General features: G+C 56.3%; 17 protein-coding genes and 1 pseudogene. 14 read left to right on the top strand and 4 right to left on the bottom strand.

Translation table 11 applies throughout. From position 1 onward, the window contains the following. The first annotated feature begins 111 nt into the window (after positions 1 to 111). From astC to spy, 6 genes are all read left to right on the top strand, one after another. Positions 112 to 1,332: a succinylornithine/acetylornithine transaminase gene (gene astC / locus K7R23_RS19930; RefSeq protein ID WP_012905580.1), complete on the top strand. Its 1,221-nt coding sequence runs from the start codon at positions 112 to 114 to the stop codon at positions 1,330 to 1,332. Then, entirely contained in the window at positions 1,329 to 2,363 is a 1,035-nt protein-coding gene (astA, locus tag K7R23_RS19925; protein ID WP_012905581.1) for an arginine N-succinyltransferase, read from the top strand. The genes astC and astA overlap by 4 nt, the downstream gene beginning before the upstream one ends. Continuing rightward, a complete protein-coding gene (gene astD, locus K7R23_RS19920; RefSeq protein WP_012905582.1) occupies positions 2,360 to 3,838 on the top strand; it encodes a succinylglutamate-semialdehyde dehydrogenase in 1,479 nt (492 codons plus the stop codon). The genes astA and astD overlap by 4 nt, the downstream gene beginning before the upstream one ends. Continuing rightward, entirely contained in the window at positions 3,835 to 5,178 is a 1,344-nt protein-coding gene (gene astB / locus K7R23_RS19915; RefSeq protein ID WP_012905583.1) for an N-succinylarginine dihydrolase, read from the top strand. Before astD ends, astB begins: the two co-directional genes overlap by 4 nt. Next, positions 5,171 to 6,139 carry a succinylglutamate desuccinylase gene (astE, locus tag K7R23_RS19910; protein WP_012905584.1) on the top strand — a complete coding sequence of 323 codons (969 nt, stop codon included), beginning with the start codon at positions 5,171 to 5,173 and terminating at the stop codon, positions 6,137 to 6,139. Before astB ends, astE begins: the two co-directional genes overlap by 8 nt. A 348-nt stretch (positions 6,140 to 6,487) precedes the next feature. Beyond that, positions 6,488 to 6,973, top strand: a complete 486-nt coding sequence (spy, locus tag K7R23_RS19905) for an ATP-independent periplasmic protein-refolding chaperone Spy (RefSeq protein WP_012905585.1) — start codon at positions 6,488 to 6,490, stop codon at positions 6,971 to 6,973. 164 nt (positions 6,974 to 7,137) lie between these two features. Here spy and cho read toward each other — a convergent pair whose 3' ends face one another. Both cho and nadE read right to left on the bottom strand, forming a co-directional pair. Continuing rightward, positions 7,138 to 8,025 carry an excinuclease Cho gene (cho, locus tag K7R23_RS19900; RefSeq protein WP_012905586.1) on the bottom strand — a complete coding sequence of 296 codons (888 nt, stop codon included), beginning with the start codon at positions 8,023 to 8,025 and terminating at the stop codon, positions 7,138 to 7,140. 117 nt (positions 8,026 to 8,142) lie between these two features. After that, positions 8,143 to 8,970, bottom strand: a complete 828-nt coding sequence (nadE, locus tag K7R23_RS19895; protein WP_012905587.1) for an ammonia-dependent NAD(+) synthetase — start codon at positions 8,968 to 8,970, stop codon at positions 8,143 to 8,145. 218 nt (positions 8,971 to 9,188) lie between these two features. Here nadE and osmE point away from each other — a divergent pair, with 218 nt between their 5' ends. The 7 genes and pseudogenes from osmE to chbG all read left to right on the top strand — a co-directional run bounded on the left by osmE (position 9,189) and on the right by chbG (position 15,095). Then, on the top strand, positions 9,189 to 9,530 hold the full coding sequence (osmE, locus tag K7R23_RS19890) for an osmotically-inducible lipoprotein OsmE (RefSeq protein WP_012905588.1): 342 nt from the start codon (positions 9,189 to 9,191) through the stop codon (positions 9,528 to 9,530). A gap of 298 nt (positions 9,531 to 9,828) precedes the next feature. Further along, complete coding sequence (chbB, locus tag K7R23_RS19885) at positions 9,829 to 10,149, top strand: PTS N,N'-diacetylchitobiose transporter subunit IIB (protein WP_003030620.1); 321 nt, start codon at positions 9,829 to 9,831, stop codon at positions 10,147 to 10,149. A gap of 82 nt (positions 10,150 to 10,231) precedes the next feature. Then, positions 10,232 to 11,589 (top strand): annotated as a pseudogene (gene chbC, locus K7R23_RS19880) (PTS N,N'-diacetylchitobiose transporter subunit IIC). Positions 11,590 to 11,641: 52 nt separating this feature from the next. After that, positions 11,642 to 11,992, top strand: a complete 351-nt coding sequence (chbA, locus tag K7R23_RS19875; RefSeq protein ID WP_012905591.1) for a PTS N,N'-diacetylchitobiose transporter subunit IIA — start codon at positions 11,642 to 11,644, stop codon at positions 11,990 to 11,992. 7 nt (positions 11,993 to 11,999) lie between these two features. Then, positions 12,000 to 12,848 carry a transcriptional regulator ChbR gene (chbR, locus tag K7R23_RS19870; RefSeq protein WP_012905592.1) on the top strand — a complete coding sequence of 283 codons (849 nt, stop codon included), beginning with the start codon at positions 12,000 to 12,002 and terminating at the stop codon, positions 12,846 to 12,848. Positions 12,849 to 12,969: 121 nt separating this feature from the next. Then, positions 12,970 to 14,325, top strand: a complete 1,356-nt coding sequence (locus K7R23_RS19865; RefSeq protein WP_012905593.1) for a 6-phospho-beta-glucosidase — start codon at positions 12,970 to 12,972, stop codon at positions 14,323 to 14,325. Between the two features lie 11 nt (positions 14,326 to 14,336). Further along, on the top strand, positions 14,337 to 15,095 hold the full coding sequence (chbG, locus tag K7R23_RS19860; protein ID WP_012905594.1) for a chitin disaccharide deacetylase: 759 nt from the start codon (positions 14,337 to 14,339) through the stop codon (positions 15,093 to 15,095). 50 nt (positions 15,096 to 15,145) lie between these two features. Here the strand turns inward: chbG and katE are convergent, their stop codons facing one another. Then, positions 15,146 to 17,404, bottom strand: coding sequence for a catalase HPII (gene katE, locus K7R23_RS19855; protein WP_024132634.1), 2,259 nt, complete (start codon positions 17,402 to 17,404; stop codon positions 15,146 to 15,148). 202 nt (positions 17,405 to 17,606) lie between these two features. Between katE and cedA the strand changes: the two genes are divergently transcribed. Further along, on the top strand, positions 17,607 to 17,861 hold the full coding sequence (gene cedA / locus K7R23_RS19850) for a cell division activator CedA (RefSeq protein WP_012905596.1): 255 nt from the start codon (positions 17,607 to 17,609) through the stop codon (positions 17,859 to 17,861). A gap of 57 nt (positions 17,862 to 17,918) precedes the next feature. Here cedA and tcyP read toward each other — a convergent pair whose 3' ends face one another. Further along, positions 17,919 to 19,310, bottom strand: coding sequence for a cystine/sulfocysteine:cation symporter (gene tcyP / locus K7R23_RS19845; protein WP_012905597.1), 1,392 nt, complete (start codon positions 19,308 to 19,310; stop codon positions 17,919 to 17,921). Between the last annotated feature and the right edge of the window lie 14 nt (positions 19,311 to 19,324).

Here is a 19,324-nt window from a genome sequence, read left to right as displayed (position 1 = left end):
CGTTTATGCATTTTTCCTCTGGCTGGCATGAAGTCTGCAATCTACATTTACAGCGCAAACGCTACTTTTTATTAACATATAAATAACTTTTTATTTACCGTTGAGGTTGCTATGTCTCAGTCAATTACGCGTGAAAATTTTGATGAATGGATGATGCCCGTTTATGCCCCCGCGCCTTTTATTCCGGTTCGCGGCGAAGGTTCACGCTTGTGGGATCAGCAGGGAAATGAGTATATCGACTTTGCTGGCGGCATTGCGGTTAATGCCCTGGGACATGCGCACCCGCAGCTGCGCGAGGCGCTGAACGAGCAGGCCAGCAGGTTCTGGCATACCGGCAATGGCTATACCAACGAACCGGCGTTGCGTCTGGCGAAAAAGCTTATCGACGCCACTTTTGCCGACCGCGTTTTTTTCTGTAATTCCGGCGCGGAAGCCAACGAAGCGGCGCTCAAGCTGGCGCGCAAATATGCCCACGATCGCTACGGCAGTGACAAGAGCGGTATCGTGGCGTTCAAAAACGCTTTTCATGGCCGTACGCTGTTCACCGTCAGCGCAGGCGGACAGCCTGCCTATTCTCAGGACTTCGCGCCGCTGCCGCCGGAGATCCGCCATGCGGTGTATAACGATATTAACTCCGCCAGCACGCTGATTGACGATACCACCTGCGCGGTGATCGTCGAGCCGATGCAGGGCGAGGGCGGCGTGGTGCCTGCCACTCCCGCGTTTTTACAGGGGCTGCGCGAGCTGTGCGACCGTCACAATGCGCTGCTGATTTTTGACGAAGTGCAGACCGGCGTTGGCCGTACTGGCGAACTGTATGCCTATATGCACTACGGCGTTACGCCGGATCTTCTGACCACCGCCAAAGCGCTGGGCGGCGGTTTCCCCATCGGCGCGCTGCTGGCGAGCGAAAAATGCGCCAGCGTGATGACGGTCGGTACGCACGGCACCACCTACGGCGGCAATCCGCTGGCCACCGCCGTTGCCGGAACGCTGCTGGATATCGTCAATACGCCCGACATGCTGAACGGCGTGAAGCAGCGCCACGCCTGGTTTGTCGAACGCCTGAACGCCATTAACCTGCGCACCGGCCTGTTCAGCGAAATTCGCGGGCTGGGGCTGCTGATTGGCTGCGTTCTCAGCGCGGAGTATGCCGGAAAGGCCAAACAGATCTCACAGTACGCCGCCAGCGCAGGCGTCATGGTGCTGATTGCCGGGGCTAACGTGGTGCGCTTCGCGCCTGCGCTGAACATCAGCGAGGAAGAGGTCGCTAGCGGGCTGGATCGCTTTGCGCTCGCCTGCGAACAGATTAAAGCGGGAGGCTCATCATGATGGTTATCCGCCCCGTTGAACGCGCTGATGTGGCGGCGCTGATGCAGCTGGCCGGTAAAACCGGCGGCGGGCTGACGTCGCTGCCAGCCGATGAAGCGACGCTTGTTGCGCGCATTGAGCGCTCGCTTAAAACCTGGCGCAACGAACTGCCCAACAGCGAGCAGGGCTTTGTCTTTGTGCTGGAAGACACCGAAACCGGTACTGTCGGCGGCATCTGCGCGATTGAAGTGGCGGTCGGCCTGAACGATCCCTGGTACAACTATCGCGTGGGGACGCTGGTGCATGCTTCCAAAGAGCTGAACGTGTATAACGCGCTGCCGACGCTGTTTCTCAGTAACGATCACACCGGTAGCAGCGAACTGTGCACCCTGTTTCTCGACCCGGCGTGGCGTAAAGAGGGCAATGGCTATCTGTTGTCGAAATCGCGTTTTATGTTTATGGCGGCGTTTCGCGACAGGTTTAATGAAAAAGTGGTGGCGGAAATGCGCGGCGTCATTGATGAGAACGGCTACTCTCCGTTCTGGCAAAGCCTCGGCAAACGCTTTTTTTCGATGGAGTTTAAGCGGGCGGATTATCTTTGCGGCACCGGACAAAAAGCCTTTATTGCCGAACTGATGCCCAAGCATCCTATCTATACCCATTTTCTTTCCCCACAGGCGCAGGCGGTAATCGGCGAGGTACACCCGCAGACGGCGCCCGCCCGCGCGGTGCTGGAAAAAGAGGGGTTTCGCTACCGTAACTACATCGATATTTTCGACGGCGGACCGACGCTGGAGTGCGACATCGACCGGGTGCGGGCGATTCGTAAAAGCCGGCTGGTGGAGGTGGCCGAAGGGCAGCCCGCGGCGGGCGATTTTCCGGCCTGCCTGGTCGCCAATGAAAACTATCATAACTTCCGCGTCATGCTGGTGCGCGCTGACCCGGATATGCAACGGCTGGTGCTGACTGCGGCGCAGCTGGATGCCCTTAAATGTCAGGCGGGAGCGCGCGTGCGCTTCGTGCGTCTTTGCGCTGAGGAGAAAACGGTATGACGCTATGGATTAATGGCGACTGGGTCACCGGTCAGGGTGAACGTCGGGTGAAACAGGATCCGGTGAAGGGCGATGTGCTCTGGCAGGGTCATGATGCCGATGCCGCGCAGGTGATGCAGGCCGCCCACGCCGCCCGCGCCGCGTTTCCTGGCTGGGCGCGACGCCCGTTCAGCGAACGTCAGGCGATAGTTGAAAAATTCGCCGCTCTGCTGACGGAAAATAAAACGCAGCTGACGGAAATTATCGCCCGCGAAACCGGCAAGCCGCGCTGGGAAGCGGCGACCGAAGTCACGGCGATGATCAATAAAATCGCCATCTCGGTGCAGGCTTATCACGCCCGCGCCGGCGAGCGGCACAGTGAACTGCCTGACGGCGCGGCGACGCTGCGGCATCGTCCCCACGGCGTACTGGCGGTCTTTGGTCCATATAATTTCCCCGGCCATTTGCCGAACGGCCATATCGTCCCGGCGCTGCTGGCGGGCAATACGCTGCTGTTTAAGCCCAGCGAACTGACGCCGTGGAGCGCAGAGGCGGTGGTTAAACTCTGGCAGCAGGCGGGATTACCGCACGGCGTGCTGAATCTGTTGCAGGGGGGACGGGAAACCGGCCAGGCGCTGAGCGCGCTGGATACGCTTGACGGGCTGCTGTTCACCGGCAGCGCCAGTACCGGCTATCAGCTGCATCGCCAGCTTGCCGGTCAGCCGGAAAAAATACTCGCGCTGGAAATGGGCGGCAACAATCCGCTGATCGTGGAAAATCCGGCTGACATTGATGCCGCGATGCATCTGACCATCCAGTCGGCGTTTATTACCGCCGGACAGCGCTGTACCTGCGCGCGCCGGCTGCTGGTGAAGAAGGGCGCGCAGGGCGATGCCTTTCTTGCGCGTCTTGTGGCGGTGAGCCAGCGCATTCAGCCGGGTCGCTGGGACGCCGGGCCGCAGCCGTTTATCGGCGGGCTGATTTCAGCGCAGGCGGCGCGCCAGGTCTATGATGCCTGGCAACGTCTGGCGGCGCTGGGAGGCCGGACCCTGCTGGCGCCGCGCCTGATTGAAGAGGGGACTTCGCTGCTGTCGCCGGGAATCATTGAGCTGAGCGGCGTGGCGAACGTCCCGGATGAAGAGGTATTTGGCCCGCTGCTGGGAGTCTGGCGCTACGATAGTTTTGCCGACGCCATTGCGCTGGCGAACGCTACCCGCTACGGGCTGTCGTGCGGGTTGATCTCCCCCGACCGCGCGCAGTTCGACCAGCTGCTGCTTGAGGCGCGGGCGGGGATCGTCAACTGGAATAAGCCGCTGACCGGCGCTGCCAGCACCGCGCCGTTTGGCGGCGTGGGAGCCTCCGGCAACCATCGCCCCAGCGCGTGGTATGCCGCTGATTATTGCGCATGGCCGATGGCGAGTCTGGAATCACCGGCGCTGTCCCTGCCGGAGACCCTCAGTCCCGGGCTCGATTTTTCACATGAGGATGCGGTATGAGAGCGCGCGAGGTGAATTTTGACGGGCTGGTCGGGCCGACGCACCACTATGCCGGGCTGTCTTATGGCAATGTGGCCTCTGTGCAGCATCGCTTTCAGGTGTCGAATCCGCGGCTGGCCGCGAAGCAGGGTCTGCTGAAAATGAAAGCGCTGGCCGATGCGGGCTATCCGCAGGGGGTGATCCCGCCGCATGAACGTCCGTTTATCCCGGCGCTGCGCCAGCTCGGCTTTCGCGGCAGCGATGAGCAGATCGTGGAAAACGTCGCGCGCCAGGCCCCGCAGTGGCTCTCCAGCGTCAGCTCAGCGTCGCCGATGTGGGTGGCGAACGCGGCAACGGTCGCGCCCTCTGCCGACACTCTGGACGGCAAGGTGCATCTGACGGTGGCGAACCTGAACAATAAGTTCCACCGTTCGCTGGAAGCGCCGACCACCGAAGCGCTACTGCGCGCCATTTTCCGCGACGAAGCCTATTTTACCGTCCATCCGGCGCTGCCGCAGGTGGCGATGTTTGGCGATGAAGGGGCGGCGAATCATAACCGGCTGGGCGCGGAGTATGGCGAACCCGGTATCCAGCTTTTCGTCTACGGGCGTGAGGAGGGCAACCGGACCCGGCCTTCCCGCTATCCGGCACGGCAGACCCGCGAGGCCAGCGAAGCCGTGGCGCGGCTGAACCAGGTAAATCCGCAGCAGGCACTTTTTGTCCAGCAGCATCCGGAGGTCATCGATCTCGGCGTGTTTCACAACGATGTGATTGCGGTGGCGAATCGTGAAGTGCTGTTCTGCCATGAGCAGGCCTTTGCCAGGCAGGAGGAGGTATTGCGCCAGCTGCGCCTGCGGGTGCCGGGCTTTACGCCGGTGGTAGTGCCAGCGTCAGACGTCTCCGTTTCTGACGCGGTTTCAACCTACCTGTTTAACAGTCAGCTGTTAAGCCGTGAAGATGGCACTATGCTGCTGGTGTTGCCGCAGGAGTGCCGTGACCATGCTGGCGTGTGGCGCTATCTGAGTCATCTGCTCGAAGCCGATACCCCGATTCGCGATATGCGGGTCTTCGACCTGCGGGAAAGCATGTCCAACGGCGGCGGCCCGGCCTGCCTGCGTCTGCGGGTGGTGCTGACCGCTGAGCAACAGCTGGCGGTTAATCCGGCGGTAATGATGAACGACACGCTGTTCGATACGCTGAATGACTGGGTGGATCGCTACTATCGCGACCGGTTAACCGCAGCGGATCTCGCCGACCCGCAGCTGTTACGCGAAGGGCGGGAGGCGCTGGATACGCTGACGCAACTGCTACAGCTGGGGTCCGTTTATCCGTTCCAGCAGACGGGAGGCGAACATGGATAATTTTCTGGCCGCCACCCTTGGCGGAACGATGCCGGAGGGAAAAGAGGGGGCGAAAGCGCATTTTCACTGGCGCTGGACGCAGCCGGGCGTCCTCGAACTGATTCCGCAGGCGGCAACGGAAGGCGCGCTGGTAATCTCCGCTGGGATCCACGGTAATGAAACCGCGCCGGTTGAGATGCTGGATGCGCTGCTGCGGGCGTTGTCACGGGGCGAGATTGCGCTGCGCTGGCGTTTGCTGGTGATACTGGGCAATCCGCAGGCGCTGGCGGAGGGCAAACGCTACTGCCACAGCGATATGAACCGGATGTTTGGCGGACGCTGGCGGCAGTTTGCCCGGAGCGGCGAGACGCTGCGCGCGCGGCAGCTGGAGCGCTGCCTGGAGGATTTCTGGTCCGGGACGGCGGCATCGCGCCGCTGGCATCTGGATCTTCACACCGCTATCCGCGGTTCTCATCATCTGCGGTTTGGCGTCCTGCCGCAGCGGCTGGAGCCCTGGGATGAGGCGTTTCTCGCCTGGCTTGGCGCCGCCGGGCTGGAGGCGCTGGTTTTTCACCAGACGCCGGGCGGCACCTTCACCCATTTCAGCGCCGAGCATTTCGGCGCGCTCTCCTGCACTCTCGAGCTGGGTAAAGCGCTGCCGTTCGGGCAAAACGATCTGCGGCAGTTTACGCCGACGGCGGATGCGCTTTCCGCGCTGCTGAGGGGAGAACTCGTCACGACTCGCGGCGCGGCGCCGGTTCGCTATCGGGTGGTGTCGCAGATTACCCGCCGCAGCGAAGCGTTCATTCTGCATATGGACAGCCAGACGCTGAACTTTACGCCATTCAGCGAAGGCGCACTGCTGGCGGAAGATGGTGATGAGCGTTTTTTTGCCACCCATCCGGTGGAATATGTTCTTTTTCCCAATCCCGGCGTGGCGCCCGGATTACGCGCCGGCCTGATGCTGGAGAAAATAGCCTGATGCTGTTTCCACAGGCGCGGAACCGCCTGTGGCGCTTATATTTCAGCGGGGCGTAAAACAAATACGGATTATTCCTGGTAAACTGCTTTATTTATCATCACTGCTACGTTATAGTTCTGCATATTTCCTGCAAAATCAGTTGGTTGTTACATTTACTTTCAACTCTCCGCAATCATTTCTTATTTTCTCCATAATTGGCGAAATAGTGTTTTTTATACTTTCATTGTTTTACCGTTACTCTGACTAATTGACGATTAAGCCGCTAAAGTTAATTTCGTCAACACGGCGCTGTCCCTTTCATCAGCGACAGGAACGCCGGAAAAAATAACTGAAAGGAAGGATAAGAATATGCGTAAATTAACTGCACTGTTTGTTGCTTCAACGCTGGCTCTGGGCGCGGCTAACCTGGCTCACGCCGCTGACACAACGTCCGCCGCGCCGGCAGACGCAAAACCGATGATGCACCATAAAGGCAAATTCGGACCGCATCACGACATGATGTTTAAAGACCTGAACCTGACCGATGCGCAGAAGCAGCAGATTCGCGACATCATGAAAGACAAGCGTGACCAGATGAAGCGCCCGTCGGCTGATGAACGCCGCGCGATGCACGACATTATCGCCAGCGACAGCTTCGACAAAGCGAAAGCTGAAGCGCAGATTGCGAAAATGGAAGAACAGCGCAAGGCCAACATGCTGGCGCATCTGGAAACCCAGAATAAGATCTACAACATTCTGACCCCGGAACAGAAAAAGCAGTTTAATGCCAATTTTGAGAAGCGTCTGACAGAACGTCCGGCACATGACGGTAAAATGCCCGTACCTGCTGAGTAATCGCTTAGCGCTCTGATTCGGAAACCGCCGGTCTTGTTCATCCTCTCCCGTGAGGCGATGGACAGGACCGGCGGTTTTTTTTCTAAGACGTGTACTGCTGCCATTTGCGGCGCCGGAAGACGAAAACGGACGTTCAGGCCGGTGATAAAAAGTTGTGCGGAAAATTAGCTGATGGGGGGCATATGTTCCGGACCCAGCTCAATAATTTCACAGGCGCCTGAGATGAGGGGCTTGCAGAGAATTTTGTAGCCATCATGATCAAAACCCGCTGGCGTTTGCACCAGCGTCGCTACATTTTCCAGCGTCTCAACTGCTCCCAGCCACAGCCAGTTATTAATAATGTGGTACTGGGTCATCTGCGGGCGGCTCTCTTTCAACGCAATCGCACTTTTCCACGGCCAGCACACCACGCGCAGTTTTTCCAGCGCGGCCTGCAAACGAGCGGCGTGATCGTCAGGGCTCTCTCTACCGCAGCAGGCGCCAGCGCAACGTTTTAACGCCGAGCGAAAACAGGCGCGACCACGGCTTAGCGGCTCAAGGCCGAGCAGTCCGTAACACAATTTTTGTTCGTCGGCGAGGGTCTGCAACGCCTGTAGCGCGGCGCGGCGGTTGGCAAAAAGGCCGAACAGGTTCGGCGCGTGGGAAAAATCGACCTCCCGGGCGTAGACCACCTCAACCTGACCGTTGGCAAGCCTGAGCGCGCAGAGCTGACGGTTACGCCGCAGACGCTTATTAAACAGCGGCTGCTGCTCTTTAATCAGCCTGGCTTCCAGCAGCAGCGCGCCAATCTCCCCGGCGGTGCAGATCCAGCTGATGCGTCGCGACTGGCGCAGCATCGCCGCTTCATCGGCGGTGCGCAGGTGCGACAGCACCCGGCTGCGGATATTGACGCTTTTGCCGATGTACAGCGGCATTGCTTCGCTTTCGCCGTGAAACAGATACACCCCCGGAACGGAGGGCAATGCCTCCAGAAAGGGGCGCAGATGTTCGGGATATTCGTAAATAGCTGCTGCTTCAAACTCGAGACGAGGGGCTGATTGACGCCGTACCACTGTTGACTCCGGATGCTGGTTATTCATCCAGTATAACAGCGCAGGGGAGATTAAAAAAGAGGCGCTGCGTTGAGAGGGCCGGACAGGACGCGGGCGTCGTCATCCGGCCACGGGCAATTACTGTTTCCAGAAGTCGTCAAAGACGGTAATCGGCGGACGGCGCTTGTGCTCCGTCTTCAGATACCAGCCTTCGATGATGCTGGCGATAGCAGGATCAATCGCTTTGCCTTCGAGGTAATCATCGATATTGTCATAGCTGACGCCAAGCGCGGCTTCATCCGGCAGAGAAGGGCGGTCATCTTCCAGATCGGCGGTTGGCGCTTTCTTATACAGATGTTCCGGGCAGCCCAGCGCCGCAAGCAGCTGCTTGCCCTGACGTTTATTCAGGCGAAACAGTGGGTTGATATCGGTACCGCCGTCGCCGTATTTGGTGAAGAAACCGGTGATCGCCTCTGCCGCATGATCGGTGCCGACCACCACGCCGCCGGTCATACCGGCGATGCTGTACTGCGCTTTCATGCGTTCACGCGCCTTTTCGTTGCCGCGCACAAAGTCGCTCAGTTCGATGCCCGCGTCGCGCAGCGCCTGTTCGCTTGCCAGCACCGCGCTTTTAATATTGACGGTCAGCACGCGGTCGGGCTGGATAAATTCGAGCGCGTCCTGGCAGTCCTGTTCGTCGAATTGCACGCCGTAAGGCAGACGCACCGCGATAAACTGCAGCGCCGCGTTGCCGGTTTCCTGGCGCAGCTCAGTGATGGCCATCTGGCACAGTTTCCCTGCCAGCGTAGAGTCCTGGCCGCCGCTGATACCCAGCACCAGACTTTTCAGAAAGGAATAGCGTTGCAGATACGCTTTCAGAAAATCCACGCTGCGGCGAATCTCTTCCTGCGGATTAATATGCGGCTTTGCGCCCAGCGCCTGGATGATCTCTTGTTGCAGAGACATTGAACCCCTCCCAATGTGAAAAGAATAAAGCTGTCTGTGTTAAAGCTAACCTGTTGTCGGGGAAACGACAAGTGAGCGCAGGCTGAGTGACGTTTAAAACGACATCCCACTGTTTTATTAGAATCTTCTGAAACAACCTTTGTGTGAATTGTCACCTTGAAAAATCCGATGATGTATTCCAGGCTTACATAACACGCTGAAAAACAAGAGGACGGAAAATGAACAAGAACTTAGCAGGAATTTTAAGCGCAGCGGCAGTATTGACCATGCTGGCAGGGTGTACGGCTTACGATCGTACGAAAGACCAGTTTGTGCAGCCGGTCGTCAAAGATGTTAAAAAAGGCATGAGCCGCACTCAGGTTGCCCAGATTGCCGGTAAGCCGTCTTCCGAAGTCAGCATGATTCATGCGCGCGGCACCTGCCAGACCTACATTTTGGGTCAACGTGATGGTAAAGCCGAAACCTACTTTGTCGCCCTTGACGACACCGGCCATGTCATTAACTCTGGCTACCAGACCTGCGCCGAATATGACACCGATCCGCAGGCTCCGAAGCAGTAATCACTGATTAAAGCCTGAACAACGCGGATAACCGGCCCCTGGGCCGGTTTTTTTTGTCGCTAATGATCTTAATTATTGCTGCGAATTATTTGCCCGAAATGTGAAGAGGGTCATAGCTCCAGGTCAATGAGAAACAATTTGAAAGGTCAATGAAATACCATCAGCGGGCCCGATATCGTATACTCGTTTCAGACACAGAAATAAGTTTTCGGTTACGCAGGTTGATCAGCGCATGGATGCAGGTCTGAGACTTGCGGCGTGTCTGGTTAACAGATAATCGCACATGAGGATGGTTTTTATGGAAAAGAAACACATTTATCTGTTTTGCTCCGCGGGCATGTCTACCTCTCTACTGGTTTCCAAAATGCGCGCCCAGGCTGAGAAATATGAAGTACCGGTTATTATTGAAGCATTCCCGGAAACCCTGGCCGGGGAAAAAGGTCCCGCAGCGGACGTCGTCTTATTAGGTCCGCAAATTGCTTATATGTTGCCCGAAATTCAGCGTTTGTTACCCAACAAGCCTGTAGAAGTGATTGACTCGCTGCTGTATGGCAAGGTCGATGGTTTAGGCGTGCTTAAGGCTGCGGTTGCAGCAATTAAAAAAGCCGCAGCAAATTAATATTTTTAATTTTTCCCGTCAAAGAGTTATTTCATTTACATATACCGCAATGTCTGATTGCGGTTTTTAAGGGTATTTTTCTATGAGTAACGTCATTGCTTCACTTGAAAAGGTACTCCTTCCTTTTGCTGTTAAAATCGGAAAGCAACCGCACGTTAATGCAATCAAAAACGGTTTTATTCGCTTAATGCCGTTAACCCTCGCGGGGGCCATGTTTGTATTAATCAATAACGTTTTCCTCAGCTTTGGGGAGGGGTCGTTTTTTTATTCCCTCGGCGTTCGTCTGGATGCCTCCACCATTGAAAATCTTAATAGTCTGAAAGGTATTGGCGGCAACGTCTATAACGGTACGTTAGGGATTATGTCGTTAATGGCGCCGTTCTTTATCGGTATGGCGCTGGCGGAAGAACGCAAAGTTGACGCGCTGGCGGCAGGATTATTATCCGTCGCGGCGTTCATGACCGTTACCCCTTACAGCGTTGGCGAAGCCTATGCGGTTGGCGCTAACTGGCTGGGCGGCGCGAATATTATTTCCGGTATTATTATCGGCCTGGTCGTTGCGGAGTTGTTCACTTTTATTGTCCGCCGCAACTGGGTTATCAAATTACCGGATAGCGTACCGGCTTCCGTTTCCCGCTCATTCTCGGCGCTCATTCCTGGCTTTATTATCCTTTCTATTATGGGGATTATCGCCTGGGCGCTGAACACCTGGGGAACAAACTTCCACCAGATCATTATGGATACCATCTCTACGCCGCTGGCGTCGCTGGGCAGCGTTGTGGGCTGGGCTTACGTTATTTTTGTCCCGCTGCTGTGGTTCTTCGGTATTCACGGCTCCCTGGCGCTGACCGCGCTCGACAGCGGCATCATGACGCCGTGGGCGCTGGAAAACATTGCCATCTATCAGCAGTACGGCTCCGTTGACGCGGCGCTGGCCGCCGGTAAGACCTTCCACATCTGGGCAAAACCGATGCTGGATTCGTACATCTTCCTCGGCGGCAGCGGCGCAACGCTCGGCCTGATTATCGCTATCTTTATCGCCTCTCGTCGCGCGGATTACCGTCAGGTAGCGAAGCTGGCGCTGCCGTCAGGCATCTTCCAGATTAACGAACCGATTCTGTTTGGCCTGCCGATTATTATGAACCCGGTAATGTTTATCCCGTTCATTCTGGTACAGCCGATTCTGGCCGCGATTACGCTGGTGGCGTACTATCTGGGCATTATCCCGCCGATTACAAACATCGCGCCGTGGACCATGCCAACCGGTCTGGGGCCTTCTTTAACACCAACGGCAGCGTCGCCGCTCTGTTGGTTGCGCTGTTCAACCTTGGCATCGCGACCCTGATTTACCTGCCGTTTGTGGTGGTGGCGAACAAAGCGCAGAACGTCATTGACGAAGAGGAAAGCGAAGAAGACATCGCTAATGCCCTGAAATTTTAAGTTTAACCCGGTATGCGCAGCCGTATGCCGGGCCGTCAAAGAGGAATGATTTATGATGGATCTCGATAATATCACCGATACCCAGAGCGAAGCCGAAGAGCTTGAAGAAGTGGTGATGGGCCTTATCATCAACTCCGGGCAGGCGCGCAGCCTGGCTTACGCAGCGCTTAAGCAGGCGAAGCAGGGCGATTTTGAGGCGGCGAAAACGATGATGGAGCAGTCGCGGCTGGCGCTGAATGAGGCGCACCTGGTACAAACGAAGCTGATTGAAGGCGATCAGGGCGAAGGTAAAATGAAGGTCAGCCTGGTGCTGGTTCACGCCCAGGATCACCTGATGACCTCAATGCTGGCGCGCGAGCTGGTGTCAGAACTGATTGAGCTTCACGAAAAGCTGAGCAAGTAAGGAGTCGATGATGCAGCTACAGGCTACCGCTACCGCACCGGAAATTACCGTCGCCCATGAGCAACAGCTGTTTAACGGTAAAAATTTCCATGTCTTTATCTATAACAAGACAGAGAGCGCCTGTGGTCTGCATCAGCACGATTATTATGAGTTCACGCTGGTGCTGACCGGTCGCTATTATCAGGAGATCAACGGCAAGCGCGTACTGCTTGAGCGCGGCGATTTTGTGTTTATCCCGCTGGGGTCGCATCACCAGAGCTTCTACGAGTTCGGCTCTACGCGCATCCTCAACGTCGGTATCAGTAAGCACTTTTTTGAACAGCACTACAGCCCGCTTATGCCGTACTGCTTTGTGGCATCGCAGGTCTACCGTATCAACAGCGCATTTTTAACCTATGTCGAAACGGTCGTCGCGTCGCTTAACTTTCGTGATACCGGGCTGGAAGAATTTGTCGAAGTGGTCACCTTCTACATTATCAACCGTCTGCGCCATTATCGTGAGGAGCAGGTGCCCGACGATATTCCTCAGTGGTTAAAAGCGACTGTGGAAACCATGCATAACAAGGAGCAATTCGGCGAAAACGCGCTGGAAAATATGATTGCTCTGTCGGCAAAATCTCAGGAGTACCTGACGCGAGCGACCCAGCGCTATTACAGAAAAACGCCGATGCAGTTAATTAACGAAATTCGGATCAACTTCGCCAAAAAACAGCTGGAGATGACTAACTATTCGGTTACGGATATTGCTTTTGAAGCGGGCTACAGCAGTCCGAGTCTGTTTATTAAGACGTTTAAAAAAATGACGTCGTTTACGCCGAACAGTTATCGAAAAAAACTTACGCAATATAGCCAGTAAATTATTTTACGTAACAATCTGATTTTAAGCTTGCCCATCATTTACGCGGGAGAACCGCGTTATTACTGAAAAATGGGCAGAGCATAATTCACGCCAGTGTTTATCACTGAAGGGAGAAATTATGAGCCAGAAATTAAAAGTCGTCACCATTGGTGGCGGCAGTAGCTATACCCCGGAATTACTGGAAGGCTTTATTAAGCGCTATCATGAACTACCGGTCACTGAATTGTGGCTGGTTGATGTGGAAGGCGGCGAAGAAAAACTGGCGATCATTTATAACCTTTGCCAGCGTATGATTGCAAAAGCCGGCGTGCCGATGAAGGTTTTCAAAACGCTGGATCGCCGCGAAGCGCTGAAAGATGCTGATTTTGTCACCACTCAGCTGCGCGTAGGCCAGCTGAAAGCCCGTGAGCTGGATGAGCGCATTCCGCTGAGCCACGGCTATCTGGGGCAGGAGACGAACGGTGCTGGCGGTCTTTTCAAAGGACTGCGCACTATTCCGGTGATTTTTGACATCATTAAAGACGTCGAGGAGCTGTGCCCGAATGCCTGGGTGATTAACTTCACCAACCCGGCCGGCATGGTGACCGAAGCGGTGTACCGTCATACCGGCTTTAAACGCTTTATCGGCGTCTGCAACATTCCTGTCGGGATGAAAATGTTCATCAGCGACGTGCTGGCGCTGACTGAGCATGACGCTCTCTCTATCGATCTGTTCGGCCTCAACCATATGGTGTTTATCAAAGATGTGTTCGTTAACGGACAGTCCCGCTTTGCTGAACTGCTGGATGGCGTAGCGTCGGGTCAGCTGAAAGCCTCCGGCGTGAAGAATATTTTCGATCTGCCGTTCAGCGAAGGTCTGATTCGCTCGCTGAATCTGCTGCCGTGTTCGTATCTGCTCTACTACTTCAAGCAGAAAGAGATGCTGGCGATTGAAATGGGCGAATATTACAAAGGCGGCGCGCGCGCCCAGGTGGTGCAGAAAGTTGAGAAGCAACTTTTCGAGCTGTATAAGAATCCGGAGCTGAACGTCAAGCCGAAAGAGCTGGAGCAGCGCGGCGGGGCTTACTACTCCGATGCCGCCTGCGAAGTTATCAACGCGATTTTCAACGACAAGCAGACCGAGCACTATGTCAATATTCCGCACCACGGCCATGTGGATAATATCCCGGCGGACTGGGCGGTAGAAATGACCTGCACGCTGGGACGCGACGGCGCGAAGCCGCATCCGCGCATCACCCATTTTGATGAGAAAGTGTTAGGGCTTATCTATACCATCAAGGGCTTTGAGGTGGCGGCCAGCAAGGCGGCGCTGAGCGGCGAATTTAACGACGTGCTGCTGGCGTTGAACCTCAGTCCGCTGGTTCACTCCGATCGCGATGCGGAAACCCTGGCGCGTGAGTTGATTCTGGCGCATGAGACGTGGCTGCCAAACTTCGCCGGGTGTATTGAACAACTGAAAGGCGCACAGCGCTAAAGAGGTTGGTTATGGAACGCGTATTGATTGTAAATGCGGATGATTTTGGCCTGAGCAAAGGACAAAACTACGGCATTGTGGAGGCCTGTCGCCACGGCGTGGTGACCTCCACGACCGCGCTGGTGAACGGCGACGCCATTGAACACGCGGCGCAGCTGAGTCGCGAACTGCCGACCCTGGCGGTCGGGATGCACTTTGTCCTGACCCTGGGTAAACCATTGAGCGAAATGCCCGGGCTGGCCCGTGAAGGGCGGCTGGGGAAATGGATATGGCAGATGGCGGAAGAGGATACGCTGCCGCTGGATGAGATCGCCCATGAGCTTGAATGTCAGTATCAGCGTTTCATTGACCTGTTCGGGCGGGAGCCTGTGCATCTGGACAGTCATCATCACGTGCATATGTTCCCGCAAATTTTCCCTCTCGTCGCGCGTTTTGCGGCCGAACGGGGCGTGGCGCTGCGCATCGACCGTCGGCTGGTGCCGCAGGACGCCGAACTGCCCGCGACGCTGCGCAGTTCGCAAGAGTTCAGTAGTGATTTTTACGGCGAGGAGATTTCCGAAGCCCTGTTTCTTGAGGTGCTGGACGCCTCCGCGGCGCGCGAAGAAGCCTCCCTGGAGGTGATGTGTCATCCGGCGTTCATCGACAATACGCTTCGTCAGAGCGCCTACTGTTACCCCCGCTTGACTGAACTGGAGGTGCTGACCTCTGCGTCGCTTAAATATGCGATTGCAGAACGCGGCTACCGTCTGGGCAGTTTTCTTAATGTGTAGTTCCTGAGTTTGCGGCGCAATGTGCGCCGCATTTTTTTACCTTCTGACTCTTATGCCGGTACCAGCGGCACTTTACCCGTCCGCGACCAGACGCGATGCCCGGCCATCAGCGTAAACAACGTGTCCATAAAATGGCTGTCCGCGCTGTCGGCTTCGACAATGCCTTCTTCCCCCTGACTATCGACATTGAGCACCGCCTTAAAGCGCCGTGCGTCACCCGCCAGCGCAATCGGTTTGAGGTGCTTATATGCTTCAAGCAGGTAATAACGGGCATCCCCGCTGTTTTCGATATCAGCGATATCACCGCACGGCACAATGACCGCATCCACGGTAAGGGAGGGGGCCCCGGCAAAAGTGGCGGCAATGGTCAGGGTGGAGCCATCGTCGGCTACCACTTCGCCCATCCGCGAGTACAGCAGTTTTGCATGGACGCCTTTTGCCTTCAGCGCCTGCAGAATGGTCAGCAGATCGGCGGATTTCACTTTGCCGTTAAGTAAAATTCCTACCACCCGGCCTTTAATATCACCGTCCGGAATGGCGTAAAGGCTCAGCGAAGGATCTTTCTTCAGCCCGTTGACGTCCGGCGGCGGGGCGATTTGCGTCTGCTCCGGCGTCAGCTCAATGCCCAGATTCTTACCTACCGCCTGGGCAAGATTAACGTCGATATGCGCCAGTTGATCGACCACCCGCTCGCGGATATAGGTGCGAACCACTTTACTTAACTCAAAGCTGAAGGCGTCAACAATGTGCAGCTGTTCAACCGGCGTCTGGCTAAGCCAGAACAGGCGCGGATGTGCATAGTATTCGCCAAACGACGGGCTACGCTCGCGGATCTTGTTGCCGTCAACGCGTTCCTGGTACGTTTCAAATCCGCCGCGCTTCGGCGCAGGCGGCGTCTCGCGCGGCCAGTTGTCGTTAATCGAGTTAGGCTCGTAGTTTGCCGGATTGGTGTCGATGTCCATCCGATGCATACCGTCACGCTGGAAGTTGTGATACGGGCAGGTCGGACGGTTGATTGGAATTTCGTGGAAGTTGGGGCCGCCCAGACGACTAATCTGCGTATCGGTATAAGAGAACAGACGTCCCTGCAGCAGCGGGTCATTGGTGAAATCAATGCCCGGCACGATGTGACCGGGGTGGAAAGCGGCCTGCTCGTTTTCCGCGAAAAAGTTATCCGGGTTGCGGTTGAGCACCATTTTGCCCACGCGCTGTACCGGCACCAGTTCTTCCGGGATCAGCTTGGTCGGATCCAGCAGGTCAAAGTCGAATTTGAATTCATCTTCTTCCGGAATGAGCTGGAAGCCCAGTTCGTATTCCGGGAAATCACCTGCTTCGATGGCTTCCCACAGTTCACGGCGATGGAAATCCGGATCGCGCCCGGTGAGCTTTTGCGCTTCGTCCCACACCAGCGACGCTTTGCCCGCCAGCGGTTTCCAGTGGAAGCGTACGAAGGTTGCTTTGCCTTCGGCGTTGATCAGGCGGAAGGTGTGAATGCCGAATCCTTCCATCGTGCGATAGCTGCGCGGGATACCGCGATCGGACATGGCCCACATCACGTTATGCAACGTTTCCGGTTGCAGCGAGACGTAGTCCCAGAAGGTGTCATGGGCGCTCTGCCCCTGGGGGATTGCCCAGTGCGGCTCAGGCTTCACGGCATGAACGAAGTCCGGGAACTTGTGCGCGTCCTGAATAAAAAAGATCGGCGTGTTGTTGCCGACCAGATCGAAAATACCTTCTTCGGTATAAAATTTTGTGGCGAATCCGCGAATATCCCGCACGGTATCGGCAGAGCCCGCGTTGCCCTGAACCGTTGAGAAGCGGACGAATACCGGGGTTATCTTATCGGGGTCGCAAAGAAACGCCGCTTTCGTAATATCGCTCAGGTCGCGGTAGGGCTGGAAATAGCCATGCGCCGCCGAGCCGCGCGCGTGAACGATACGTTCCGGGATGCGTTCGTGGTCAAAGTGGGTAATTTTTTCGCGTAAAATAAAATCTTCCAGCAGCGTAGGACCACGGCTACCGGCCCGCAGCGAATTTTGATCGTCGGCGATGCGTACGCCCTGATTAGTGGTAAGGGCAAAGTTTTCGCTGCCTTTACGCACGCTTTCCAGATCGTTAAGTTTTTCGTTGCCCGTATCCGGCGATTTCAGACTACCGGGAGCCGTAGGCTGTGCGCCAGGCGGCGTCGGTTCAGGGGAAGGGCGATGCGATCCGTCCTCAGGGGCCAGGGAGCCGAGGCCTGGCTGGGATTCACGGGTGTCATGAACCGGCGACTGGTGCGGATGGGGGTTTTTCTCATTATGCGACATTGAACTCGTCTCCATTTTCCATTAATGAAAGGGTCGTTGCTGTAGTCAAAATCTTCTTAAATATAGTCCAGGAGAGGTATTTTGCCGGAAGTGACCGCAGTACAACGGGTTGTATGGCGCATAAAGAGTGCGTGCAGAGCAGGGCGCACAAGGGAAAAATCGGCTAAGATAGTTTTTTTCTGATTTTTAGCATCGGTCTTTAGTGAAGCAATTAATGATGAAACCTTTACGCCAACAAAATCGCCCGGTTATTAGCTATGTCCCGCGTGTGGAACCTGCACCGCCGGAACATGCAATAAAAATGGACGCGTTTCGTGACGTATGGATTTTGCGCGGAAAATATGTCGCGTTTGTCTTACTCGGAGAGTCGTTTCAGCGATCGCCAGCGTTTACCGTACCGGAGTCCGCCCAGCGCTGGGCAAACCAGGTCCGCCAGGAAAACGAAATTGCCGGTTAAGCGGCGAAAAAAAACCGCCCGAAGCGTTAAGGGCGGTTTTTTTATAAGTAACGGCGCTTAGCGATGCGCCAGTTCGGCGTCGTCTTCGCTGTCCAGAATGGTTTTATCGGTCTGCTTCAGCCACTGGCTGGTCAGCGTACCGGCGGTCATTGAACCGCTGACGTTCAGCGCGGTGCGTCCCATGTCGATCAGCGGCTCGACGGAGATCAGCAGCGCTACCAGGGTTACCGGCAGGCCCATCGCGGGCAGCACAATCAGTGCGGCGAAGGTTGCGCCGCCGCCTACGCCGGCAACGCCTGCGGAGCTGACGGTGACGATACCGACGAGGGTGGCGATCCATACCGGATCCAGCGGGTTAATGCCTACCGTTGGGGCAACCATCACCGCCAGCATGGCCGGATAGAGACCCGCACAGCCGTTCTGACCAATGGTCGCGCCAAAAGAGGCGGCGAAGCTGGCGATAGATTCCGGTACGCCCAGACGACGGGTTTGCGCTTCAACGTTCAGCGGGATAGAGGCGGCGCTGGAACGGCTGGTAAAGGCAAAGGTCAGCACCGGCCACACCTTACGGAAGTATTTCAGCGGGCTGACGCCGTTGATGCCCAGCAGCACGCCGTGCACGATAAACATAATCGCCAGACCCAGATACGAGGCCACCACGAAGCTGCCCAGCTTAATGATGTCCTGCAGGTTGGAACCGGCCACCACTTTGGTCATCAGCGCCAGTACGCCGTAAGGGGTTAACTGCATCACCAGACGCACCAGCTTCATCACCCAGCTTTGCAGCGTATCGATAGCGGTTAACACCCGTTCGCCTTTCGGCGCATCGTCTTTCAGCAGTTTCAGCGCCGCAACGCCGAGGAAGGCGGCGAAAATGACGACGCTAATAATGGAGGTCGGATTCGCGCCGGTCAGATCGGCAAACGGATTTTTCGGCACAAACGACAGCACCAGCTGTGGTACGCTCAGATCGGCTACTTTGCCCACGTAGTTGGTTTCGATGGCGTTAAGACGCGCCGTTTCAGCGCCGCCCTGCACCAGACCTTCGGCGGTCAGGCCAAACAGGTTGGTGACCAGCACCCCGACCAGCGCGGCAATCAGCGTGGTAAACAGCAGCGTGCCGATGGTCAGCAAGCTGATTTTTCCCAACTGCGAAGCGTTATGCAGGCGGGCGACAGCGCTCAGAATCGAGGCGAAAACCAGCGGCATGACGATCATTTGCAGCAGTTGAACATAGCCGTTGCCGACGATGTTGAACCACTGGATGGAATCTTTCAGCACCGGGCTGTCAGAGCCATAAACGGTATGCAGCGCAAGGCCAAAGACCACGCCGATAACCAGGCCGACCAGTACTTTCTTTGCCAGACTCCACTGTTTATGGCGGGTTTGCGCCAGCGCCAACAGCAGAATGACGAACACCACGATGTTCGCGATTAATGGAAAATTCATCCCCGTTCTCCTGA

It is taken from the genome of Citrobacter rodentium NBRC 105723 = DSM 16636, from assembly GCF_021278985.1.
In the GTDB taxonomy this organism is placed as follows: domain Bacteria; phylum Pseudomonadota; class Gammaproteobacteria; order Enterobacterales; family Enterobacteriaceae; genus Citrobacter_A; species Citrobacter_A rodentium.
The sequence above is the reverse complement of the archived record's forward strand: the minus strand, read 5'-3'. Positions and strand labels throughout refer to the sequence as shown.